At 72.3% G+C, this 10,907-nt stretch carries 7 protein-coding genes and 1 tRNA gene; 7 read left to right on the forward strand and 1 reads right to left on the reverse strand.

Going from position 1 to position 10,907, the window contains the following annotated elements:
- Positions 1-474 precede the first annotated feature (474 nt).
- A tRNA-Arg gene (locus tag ACWD6P_RS00255) sits at positions 475-550 on the reverse strand.
- 301 nt (positions 551-851) lie between these two features.
- Between ACWD6P_RS00255 and ACWD6P_RS00260 the strand changes: the two genes are divergently transcribed.
- The 7 genes from ACWD6P_RS00260 (at position 852) to ACWD6P_RS00290 (ending at position 10,867) form a co-directional block, all read left to right on the forward strand.
- Positions 852-2,675, forward strand: coding sequence for a dynamin family protein (locus ACWD6P_RS00260; protein WP_451441709.1), 1,824 nt, complete (start codon positions 852-854; stop codon positions 2,673-2,675).
- A 641-nt stretch (positions 2,676-3,316) separates the two neighbouring features.
- Positions 3,317-5,098 carry a GTPase gene (locus ACWD6P_RS00265; protein ID WP_451441710.1) on the forward strand — a complete coding sequence of 594 codons (1,782 nt, stop codon included), beginning with the start codon at positions 3,317-3,319 and terminating at the stop codon, positions 5,096-5,098.
- 206 nt (positions 5,099-5,304) lie between these two features.
- The gene (locus ACWD6P_RS00270) at positions 5,305-6,108 is read left to right on the forward strand and encodes a single-stranded DNA-binding protein (protein ID WP_451441711.1); all 804 of its coding nucleotides are present in this window, start codon (positions 5,305-5,307) and stop codon (positions 6,106-6,108) included.
- 232 nt (positions 6,109-6,340) lie between these two features.
- Positions 6,341-7,738, forward strand: coding sequence for an LAETG motif-containing sortase-dependent surface protein (locus ACWD6P_RS00275; RefSeq protein ID WP_451441712.1), 1,398 nt, complete (start codon positions 6,341-6,343; stop codon positions 7,736-7,738).
- 281 nt (positions 7,739-8,019) lie between these two features.
- Positions 8,020-9,684, forward strand: a complete 1,665-nt coding sequence (gene ettA, locus ACWD6P_RS00280) for an energy-dependent translational throttle protein EttA (protein WP_451441713.1) — start codon at positions 8,020-8,022, stop codon at positions 9,682-9,684.
- Between the two features lie 5 nt (positions 9,685-9,689).
- Entirely contained in the window at positions 9,690-10,133 is a 444-nt protein-coding gene (locus tag ACWD6P_RS00285; RefSeq protein ID WP_451441714.1) for an acyl-CoA thioesterase, read from the forward strand.
- Positions 10,130-10,867, forward strand: a complete 738-nt coding sequence (locus ACWD6P_RS00290; RefSeq protein WP_451441715.1) for a hypothetical protein — start codon at positions 10,130-10,132, stop codon at positions 10,865-10,867. Before ACWD6P_RS00285 ends, ACWD6P_RS00290 begins: the two co-directional genes overlap by 4 nt.
- Positions 10,868-10,907: the final 40 nt, after the last annotated feature.

Here is a 10,907-nt window from a genome sequence, read left to right on the forward strand (position 1 = left end):
GGGCAGGCAATAGCGTCCCGGTGCTGCTTTCCACTTACGCGCGCTGCATCACCGGACAGACCGTTGAACTACAGCAGCGCATCGAAGGGCCCCAGAAGCTCCCGGGCGTGCCACTGGCTCCGGGCCCCGGGACGCGCTCTCTCCGCCTCTTCCCAGGGCGCCGGGCCGCGCCCGCTGATTGCGACGGCGACAGGGCTCACACGACAGGGCCCGGCTTCGGCCGGCCCTCTGCCTATGCCCGTATGCCGAGTGGGCGAGGAGGGCCGTCTTGGGCCTCGGAAGGCCGGGCACCCCACGCCACCGGGCACACCAAAACTTCGGGACGTTTTCGGGAAGAACAGCCGCCGAAACCCGCCCCGGACCGGTTCCAGCCGGACGGATCCACCTCCTCTGCCCCCGGCATCCGACGGCCCGCAGAAGCCACCAAACACCCTCTGACCAGCAAAAAGACCCTCCCGAAGGGAGGGTCTGCCCTGGCGCCCCCGGCAGGACTCGAACCTGCGGCCAAGTGCTTAGAAGGCACCTGCTCTATCCGCTGAGCTACGGGGGCCGGTGTGGACGTGGATCACGGACCGCGGACAAGGATAGAGGTCCGGGTGCCTCGTCCCGGTTGCTTCACCTCCGTGGCACGTTGTGGAGGTTCGGTGAAGCGGTCCCGATAATCGCAGGCAGGTACGAATCCTGCACCGCTTTTGGCGTCTCGCGCGTCGGGTGTTGTGCACTCGTTATGCCTGCGTCTCACTTGTCGCGATTATCCCATGCGTCTCTCGTCCCGTTCTGTAGGGGTTCCTGCGGCGCGCACGAGGGTGTATACGCTTCAAAAACCCAACGAAATTGGGCATTCTGCACATGTGGCGACCTTGGACGTACGACCCCGGCTGATCGACGCACTGTCCGTTCTGCGTGACCGCGTCGATGCCGCACGCTTTCCGCTGCCACTCAGGGGCGCGGCCCGTGCCCGGCGCAACCGGGACGAGCTGCTCGCCCAGCTTGATGACTATGTGATTCCCCGCCTGCGCTCTCCTCAGGCCCCGCTGCTCGCGGTCGTCGGGGGATCGACCGGGGCGGGCAAGTCCACCCTGGTCAACTCGCTGGTGGGGCGGCGGGTCTCGGAGGCCGGGGTGCTGCGTCCCACGACACGTACGCCGGTGCTGGTCTGCCATCCCGACGACGTCCACTGGTTCGCCGGGCCGCGGGTGCTGCCGCAGCTGACCCGGGTGTGGGTGCCCGAGCAGGACGACGGCGGAGAAGGGGAGTACGGCGGTGAAGGGGAGTACGGGGGAGAGGGGGAGTACGGAGCGGAAGGGGAGTACGGAGGGGAAGGGAGTGGGGGTGGTGGGAGTAGTGGGAGTGAGCGGGGGGTGGTGGAGGCCGGGAGGCTGATGGTGCGGATCGAGGCGGATGCGGCGTTGCCCAGTGGGGTGGCGCTGCTGGATGCGCCGGACATCGATTCGCTGGTCGCGCGCAACCGGGAGCTGGCCGCCGAGCTGATCTGCGCGGCGGACGTGTGGGTGCTGGTCACCACGGCCGCCCGTTACGCGGACGCGGTGCCCTGGCATCTGCTGCGTACGGCCAAGGAGTACGACGTCACGCTGGTGACCGTGCTGGACCGGGTGCCGCATCCGATCGCCACCGATATCTCCGGGCGGTATGCGGAACTTCTGCAGCGCGCCGGACTGGGCCATGTGCCGCGGTTCACCATTCCCGAGCTGCCCGAGTCGGCCGGCGGCGGGAGCGGGCTGCTGCCCGCCACGGCTGTCGCGGCGCTGCGCGACTGGCTGGAGCAGCACGCCCAGGACCCCGTCGCCCGCGCCGCCGCCGCGGAACGTACCGCCGCCGGCGTCCTCGCCTCGCTGCGCAGCCGGCTGCCCGCGCTGGCCGGTGCCGCGGCCGCCCAGCACGCCGCGGCACTACGGCTGGCCGGGCGGGTCGAGGAGGCGTACGAGCGGGCCGCGGAGCGGGTGCGGCGGGAGATCGCGGCCGGTGAGGTGTTGTCCGGGGACGCGCGCGCCCACTGGCGTGATCACGGGCTGGGCGGCCGGCCGGACGAGCTGCTCGACGCGCTCACCCACGGCCTCACCTCGCTGCTGACCTGCGCCGTCGAGGAGGCGGACGAGCGGGCCGCGGATGCCTGGCGGCGCGATCCCGCGGCGGCGGAGGTCTCGCTGACCGCGGCCGCGGGCGCGACGGGCGCGGGCGGACGGCTGGGAGTGATCGTCCGGCGCTGGCGGCGGTGCCTGGAGGAGCTGGCTGAGGAAGAGACCCGTGAGGCGCGTGGCGGACAGGCCGGTGAGCGGGCCGGCTCGGTGGAGCCGGAGGAATCGGCCGTCCTCCTGGCCACCGCGTTGCTCGGCGGCCGGCGCGCCTCCGCGGCGGGCGAGAACCTCGCCGACCTGCTGGGGGCGCAGACCGCGCTACGGCTCTGCGAGCGGGGCGGGCGGCTGCTGACCACGTATCTGGAGCGTGCTCTGGACGGTGAGCGCGAGCGGCGGCTGGCCCCGTTGGACCGGCTGACCGTCCCGCCGGAACAACAGGCCGAGCTGATCGCCGCGCTGTCCGTACTGCGCAGGGAGAAGGAGCGGCAGACGGGACGGGAGTCGAGGGCGGGGCAGGCGTGGGCGGTGCCGGGGGCCGGTGTGCGGTCGGAGTTGGCGAAGGAGGAGGTGTCGGGGTGAGCGGATCGACGGTGACGGGTACCGGGGCGAGTCCGGGGATCGGGGAGCGGGCGAGGGGAGGGGAGGGCGGCGCGGAGGTAGCCGGCGCCGAAGGTGCCGAAGGTGCGGAAGGGTGTGAAGGGGCAGAAGTGAGAGGGGAGGTGGTGAGAGGGGAAGGGGCAGCCGGTGGTGGGGCTTGGGATGACGGGCTGATCGCGCGGAGGGCGCGGACCGGCGGTGGGTCCGGGCCGGGCGCGCGGCGGGGGACGGACGGGGCGAGGCTGGAGTCGTCGCCTGCTGGGGCCGCGGAGGACGGTGCGGCAGGCGGTAAGGAAGCGGGTGGTGAGTCATGCGTCGAGTCGCAGGCCGCATCACACGTCGTCTCGCATGGCGGTTCGCGGGCCGCGTCGTGCGTCGCGTCGCAGGCCGTGCCGTGCGTCGGGGCCCGCGCGGACTCGCGAGACGCTTCACTCACCGGCCCAGGTATCGGTTCGCCTATCGGTTCATGCGCCGAGCCACCTGGCGGAATCCCCTCCGGCACGCGTGCCGGAAGGCCTGCCGACTCGCGTGGCACATCGCGTACCGGAGCGCGTTCGCCCTCGTACGGTGGCGCACACGCCGATTCGCGCGCCGGAGCATGCGCCGTATCGGCATCGCGCGACATGCCGGGTGACGTGTCGGGCGGGCCTTCGCACCTGGACGGTGGGCCTTCGCACCTGGAGGGCGGGAGCGGGTACCGGTGGGTCGCCGACGGGGGGCCGCGGGCCGCCGGGGGCGGGCTGCGGGGGCGGCTGGAGGCGTTGCGGGAGCTGATCGCGCTGTCGCGGACGCGGCTGGACGGGCGGACGTTGGCGGCGGCGGGGCGGATGCTGGAGGTCGCGGACGAGCGGCGCCGGCTGTCCGGCGAGCACACCGTCGTCGCCATCGCCGGGGCCACCGGCAGCGGCAAGTCGTCGCTGTTCAACGCGCTGGCCGGGGCGAACCGTTCGCAGGTCGGGCCGCGGCGCCCGACGACCGCGGAGCCGGTGGCCTGTGTGTGGCCCGGCGGCAGACCGGGCGCGGAGGGACTCCTGCACCGGCTGGGCGTACCCGCGCACCGTCGCCACGCGCCCGCCGACGGCAGCTCCGAACTGGGCGGACTCATCCTGGTCGATCTGCCCGACCATGACTCCTCGGCCACCGAGCACCGTGCCCAGGTGGACCGGATGCTGGAGCTGGTGGACGCGGTGATCTGGGTGGTGGACCCGGAGAAGTACGCGGACGCGGTGCTGCACGAGCGGTATCTGCGGCCGCTCGCGGGCTACGCCGAGGTCATGTTCGTCGTCCTCAACCAGGTGGACCGGCTGCCCGGGGACGCCGCGGACCAGGTGGTCGACGATCTGCGCCGGCTGCTCGACGAGGACGGGCTCGCGCTCGGCGAGCACGGGGAGCCCGGGGCGGCGGTGCTCGCCCTGTCGGCCGCGACCGGCAAGGGCGTGGCGGAACTACGGGAGGCGCTCGCCCAGTTCGTCGCGGAACAGGGGGCGGCCGACCGGCGGCTGGCGGCGGACGTGGACGCGGCGGCCGAGCGGTTGCGGGCGGTGTACGTGGCGCAGAGCCAGATCGGGCTGACGGAGCGGGCCCGGGAGGAGTTCGACGACCGGTTGGCCGAGGCGGTGGGGGCGGTGGCCACCGGGCGCGCGGCGGAACGCGATTGGCTGCGGTACGCGGAGCGTGCCTGCGGGTCGCCGTGGGCGCGGATGCGGGGCTGGAGGGGGAGGACGGGCAAGACGGACGGCACGGACCGTACGGACGGGGCGGAGTCGGGCCGTGGTCCGAAGGGGACCGCGGGGGCCTGTGGGCCGGAGGGGACCGGCCCGTATGCGGGGGCGGTGGCCGGTGGCGCAGGTGGGGTGACGGGGGACGGCCGGGCGGCCGCGCGGCCCGTGGTGGAGCAGGCCGTACGGGCCGTGGCCGGTGAGGCGGCGCACGGGTTGCCGGCGCCCTGGGCGCAGGCGGTGCGCGAGGCGGCGGACCGGGGCGCGTACGGGCTGCCGGAGGCGCTGGACAAGGTGGCCGCCGATGCCGAGGAGTCGCTGCGGGGCGGGCCGGCCGTGCGGCCTCGGTGGTGGACGGTGGCCGGCGCCCTGCAGGGGCTGCTGTCCACGCTCCAAGTCCTGGGGGTGCTGTGGCTGTTGGCGGTGCTCACCGGTGTGGGCGGAGCGACTGCCTGGCTCTCCGGGCTGCTGCCCGCGGTGATCGGCTCGCTGGGCGGACCCGCCCTGACGTGGCTGTGCCGGGTGGTGGCGCGCGGACCCGCCCGGCGTTACGGGCAGGACGCCGAGCGGCGGCTGCGGAGTGCGGCGGCCGGGTGCGGGCGGGCCCGGGTGCTGGAGCCGGTCGCCGCCGAGCTGCTGCGCTACCGGGAGGTGCGGGAGCAGTACGCGGTGGCATCGGGCGCCTGAGCGCATGCCGGGCGTCGCCTGACCCGACGCGGGGCCCGCCTGACGCCACGTCGGGTGCCGGACCCACTCTTCCGGGTGGCCGAGTTATCCACACTCGGCCACCCGTCCACAGGCCGCCGCGGGCCTCGCCGAATCCGTGCAGCATGAGATCAACGCAGCGCGAGCGACACAGGGCGAGCGCACAGGACGCGGGGGAGGCGTGTTCCGTGAACGACACGATGGTGACGCTGGTGGGCAATGCCGCGACGGCGGTGGAGCACCGGCAGACGACGGCGGGCGTGAATGTGGCGAGGTTCCGGCTGGCGGCGACGTCCCGGCGGTGGGACAAGGCGCAGGAGCGCTGGACGGACGGGGAGACGAGCTTCTATACGGTCCGGTCGTGGCGTGGCCTCGCCGACAATGTCGCCGCGTCGGTGGCGGTGGGCGAACCGCTCGTGGTGCAGGGGCGGTTGCGGCTGCGGGAAGGGGAGCAGCCCGCAGAGCGGGGCGGGCAGCGCTGGTTCTCGGCCGAGGTCGACGCCGTCGCGATCGGGCACGATCTCTCGCGCGGTACGGCGGCGTTCCGGAGGGTCGTGCGGGCGGCGCGGACGGGCGGGGACCCGCCGCGGACGGGAGCGGACGTCAAGGACGCGGGCGGGGCCGCCGACGTTAAGGACGCGGGCGGGGCCGCCGACGTCAAGGACGTGGGCGGGGCCGCCGTTGGGCAGGCGCGACCACGACAGCAGCGGGAGGAGCACCCGCGACCCGAGCCGGAGAAGCTCGCGCATCGGCAACCACAGCTGGGACAGGAACCGCAGCTGGGAGCGGACCCACAGCCGGGAGCGGAACCGCAGCCCCGTCCGGTGCAGCACGCGCAGCAGCAACCGCTCCCGGAGACCTCGGAGCAACCGGAGCCGCAGCCGGATCCCCGGCACGCCCAACAGCTCTCGTCACTAACCCCGTTGGCGATAGGCGCCGCATCGGCGGCGTCGGCTGCGGGCAATTCGCCCGAGAAGGTGTCAGTGCCCTGAAAAGCCCCGGGGATTTATCGATAATGGCAGGTCAGGATGCTCGTTGTCGGTAACGATTACGATTCGGATCGCTTATGAGATGCCATTACTGGGGACCCTGATGCGCCCGCTCCATAAGATCCGACGAGTACTCACGGGGGCCCACGGGGGCTGACGTTCGGCTGTTGAGTTCTTTGGGATCTTTCCGGCGAGGCACCTCCCCACCCGACCGCCTCGCCCAGAGGGGAAATTCATGCTTTCGATGAAGGGGCGGGGCGCAGCCCGCCTTGCCGCCGCGGTCGTGGCCTCTGGCCTGGTCGCGGCCGGCGCGATAGCCACCGCGGGGACCGCCGTGGCGGACGAGGCGACCCCGGCGCACGGGGGTGCCACCGCCACGCTCGGTGGGCTGAAGACCTTCGACCAGGCGGTCGTGCACAGCGACGGCGGGGACCAGCGCGTGGGCGCCGGGCTCTTCGAGATGTCGGTCGACAACGGCGGCACCCTCCAGACGTACTGCATCGACATCCACAACCCGACGCAGCAGCAGGCGAAGTACCAGGAAGTGCCCTGGAGCGCCTCGTCGCTGCACAACAACGGGGACGCCGGCAAGATCCGCTGGATCCTGCAGAACTCCTACCCGCAGGTGAACGACCTGGCCGCGCTCGCCGCCAAGGCCGGTGCCGGGAACCTCACCGAGAAGACCGCCGCGGCCGGCACCCAGGTCGCGATCTGGCGCTTCTCCGACCACGTCAAGGTGGACGCGGTCGACCCGGCGGCCGAGAAGCTCGCCGACTTCCTCGAGAAGAACGCGCAGAGCGTCGCCGAGCCCAAGGCCTCGCTGACGCTGGACCCGCCGGCCGTCTCCGGCAAGTCCGGCAGCAAGCTCGGCCCGGTCACCGTGCACACCAACGCCGACAGCGTCACGATCTCCCCGGCCGCCGACGTGCCGGCCGGTGTCAAGGTCGTCGGCAAGGACGGCAAGCCGGTCACCAGCGCCGCGGACGGCACCCAGCTGTTCTTCGACGTGCCCAAGGGCGCCGCGGACGGCAGCACCTCGCTGACCGCCCAGGCCGCCACCAAGGTCCCGGTCGGCCGGGCCTTCACCGGCATCGGCGAGCACGCCAAGAGCCAGACCCAGATCCTGGCCGGCTCCAGCGAGTCCACGGTCTCCGCGGCCGCCACGGTCTCCTGGAAGAAGCAGGGCGCCATCCCGGCGATCACCGCCGAGAAGAACTGCGCCAAGGGCGGCGTGGACGTCACGGCGACCAACAAGGGCGATGAGGCGTTCGGCTTCCAGCTGTCCGGCAAGTCGTACGAGGTCGCACCCGGCAAGTCGCAGACCGTGACCGTGCCGGTGGCCGAGGACCAGCCGTACGAGATCACCATCAAGGGCGCGGGCGGCTTCAAGAAGACCTTCACGGGCGTCCTGGACTGCAAGACCGCCGGCAGCGGCGGCGGCAAGCCCTCCAGCCAGCCCAGCCCGGCCTCGGTCGGCGGCAGCACCGCCGGCGGCAACGGCACCGACCTCGCCGAGACCGGCTCCAGCAGCGCCACCCCGATGATCGCGGGCGTCGCGGTCGTCCTGGTCGTGGTCGGCGGCGCCGCGGTGTTCTTCCTCCGTAAGAAGAAGACCGGCAGCCCGGCTCAGTAACACCGGCACCCGCCCGTCACACCGGCATCCCGTCCCGTAACAGTCGGCGACCGTACGGTGACCGGGCGGTGGTCGAGGAACATCCCGCGGCCCCGGAGCGTTGTCCAGCTCCGGGGCCGCCGGCATGACGTTCGCCGTCCGCCGGCTGGCACCCGTTTCCTTCCCGGGATGGACGTACGGCAAGATGGGGTGTATCTGCCCTCCCTCGGCCGCGTCGCGCGAAGGCCCCGGGCGGTGCCGCACACAGACCCTTTTCGATCCAATCTGCCGGACGGTTTCTCTTGGCTGAGTACATCTACACGATGCGCAAGGCGCGCAAGGCGCACGGCGACAAGGTCATCCTTGATGACGTGACGCTGAGCTTCCTGCCGGGCGCGAAGATCGGTGTCGTGGGTCCCAACGGCGCCGGAAAGTCCACGGTGCTGAAGATCATGGCCGGTCTTGAGCAGCCGTCGAACGGTGACGCCTTCCTCTCCCCCGGCTACACCGTGGGCATGCTCCTCCAGGAGCCGCCGCTGGACGAGTCCAAGACGGTCCTGGAGAACGTCCAGGAGGGCGCCAAGGAGGTCATGGGCAAGCTCAAGCGCTTCAACGAGGTCGCCGAGCTGATGGCCACCGACTACTCCGACGCGCTCATGGAGGAGATGGGCAAGCTCCAGGAGGACCTCGACCACGCGGGCGCGTGGGACCTGGACACCCAGCTGGAGCAGGCCATGGACGCGCTCGGCTGCCCGCCCGGCGACTGGCCGGTCACCAACCTCTCCGGAGGTGAGCGCCGCCGCGTCGCGCTGTGCAAGCTGCTGCTGGAGGCCCCCGACCTGCTGCTGCTCGACGAGCCCACCAACCACCTGGACGCCGAGTCCGTCCAGTGGCTGGAGCAGCACCTCGCCAAGTACCCCGGCACCGTCGTCGCCGTCACCCACGACCGGTACTTCCTCGACAACGTCGCCGGCTGGATCATGGAGCTCGACCGCGGCCGTGCGCACGGCTACGAGGGCAACTACTCCAAGTACCTGGAGACCAAGCAGACCCGTCTCAAGGTCGAGGGCCAGAAGGACGCCAAGCGTGCGAAGCGTCTGAAGGACGAGCTGGAGTGGGTGCGCTCCAACGCCAAGGGGCGGCAGGCCAAGTCCAAGGCCCGTCTGGCGCGTTACGAGGAGATGGCCGCCGAGGCCGACAAGATGCGGAAGCTGGACTTCGAGGAGATCCAGATCCCGCCGGGCCCGCGCCTGGGCAACGTCGTCGTCGAGGTCGACAAGCTCAACAAGGCCTTCGGCGAGAAGGTCCTGATCGAGGACCTGAGCTTCACGCTGCCGCGCAACGGCATCGTGGGCGTCATCGGCCCGAACGGCGCCGGCAAGACCACGCTGTTCAAGATGCTCCAGGGTCTGGAGACCCCGGACTCCGGTGACATCAAGGTCGGCGAGACCGTCAAGATCTCCTACGTCGACCAGAGCCGCGAGAACATCGACCCCAAGAAGACCCTGTGGGCCGTGGTCTCCGACGAGCTGGACTACATCAACGTCGGCCAGGTCGAGATGCCCTCGCGGGCGTATGTCTCCGCGTTCGGCTTCAAGGGCCCGGACCAGCAGAAGCCGGCGGGTGTGCTCTCCGGCGGTGAGCGCAACCGCCTGAACCTCGCGCTCACCCTCAAGCAGGGCGGCAACCTGCTCCTCCTCGACGAGCCGACCAACGACCTCGATGTCGAGACGCTCTCCTCGCTGGAGAACGCGCTGCTGGAGTTCCCCGGCTGCGCCGTGGTCGTCTCCCACGACCGCTGGTTCCTCGACCGCGTCGCCACCCACATCCTGGCGTACGAGGGCGACTCCAAGTGGTTCTGGTTCGAGGGCAACTTCGAGTCGTACGAGAAGAACAAGATCGAGCGGCTGGGCGCGGAAGCCGCCCGCCCGCACCGCGCCACGTACAAGAAGCTCACCCGGGGCTGACCGCCGTGCGCCACCTCTACTCCTGCCCCCTGCGCTGGTCGGACATGGACGCGTTCGGCCATGTCAACAACGCGGTGTTCGTCCGCTACCTCGAAGAGGCGCGGATCGACTTCATGCGCCGGCTGGCGCCGGGGGGCGGCAGTCCGTCGTTCACGGGCGGCTCGGTCGTCGCCCGGCACGAGATCGACTACGTCCGGCCGCTGGTGCACCGGCACGCCCCGGTGACCGTCGAGCTGTGGGTGACGAAGGTCAGCGCCGCGTCGCTGACGGTCGGCTACGAGGTCAAGGACGAGGACACGCTCTATGTGCGGGCCTCGACCGTCGTCGTCCCGTTCGACTTCGCCGAGCAGCGCCCGCGCCGCCTCACCGCGGAGGAGAAGACGATCCTCAAGGAGTATCTGGACGACGCCGCGCAGCAGTCGTATCAGGAGGGAACCGCAGCGGTATGACGGCGCTGCAGCTGGCCGATGCCGGGGAGGCGGCGGATCTCGCCGCCTTCCTCGCCCGGCTGATCCACTACGACCGCGCCGCCGCGGTACGGCTGCAGGCGGGCGGCGGGGTGCTCGCCGTCTTCGGCCGCCCGCCGTCCTTCGAGGTGCTGGCGATCCGCACCGCCCGGCTCGCCGGGGACGCCACGCTGGACACCACGGTCTCGGCCGGTGAACTCCTCGAAGGCATCGAGGAGTCCGGCGCGCTGACCGTGCCCGCCGCCGTCACGGGCCCGCCGTGGACCGGGCTGCTGCCGCCGCGCGGCGGCTGGCAGCGGGTGCCGGGCCTGCCGGAGCCCGAGGCGCTGGTGCGGGCGGTGGCTGCCGCGGTCGCCGAGTTCCGCGCCCGCGACGAGGCCCTGCCGCCGCAGCACCGCACCCGCGCCGAGCGGGACCGCATCGGCCGGGAGATCTGGTCGCGCACCCTCGGCGACACCCACCTCCCGCTGCGTGCCGCGCACGCCGCCCAGTCGCTGGGCTTTCTGCGTCCGGCGCGGGCCGGGGCGCTGACCGCGGGCAGCGGCGCCGGCACCGACACCGGCGCGCAGGCCCCGGCCCCCGCGGCCGGCCGGCTGAGTCTGCTCTCCGCGGGCGGCTGGCTGCGGCTGAGCACCCCCTACGGATCGATCGCCGTACGGACCGGGGGACCGGCCGGGCTCACGGGCCTGACGGGGCTCACGGTCACGCCGGTCTGAGGCCGGGTCGGTCTGAGGCCGGGCCGGTCCGGCGCCGCGA

The sequence above is a fragment of the Streptomyces sp. NPDC002446 genome (genome assembly GCF_053595675.1).

Coding starts and splice junctions, on each gene's coding strand:
- ACWD6P_RS00275 (WP_451441712.1), top strand. CDS start 6,341: ATGCTTTCGATGAAGGGGCGGGGCGCAGCCCGCCTTGCCGCCGCGGTC.
- ACWD6P_RS00265 (WP_451441710.1), top strand. CDS start 3,317: ATGCCGGGTGACGTGTCGGGCGGGCCTTCGCACCTGGACGGTGGGCCT.
- ACWD6P_RS00290 (WP_451441715.1), top strand. CDS start 10,130: ATGACGGCGCTGCAGCTGGCCGATGCCGGGGAGGCGGCGGATCTCGCC.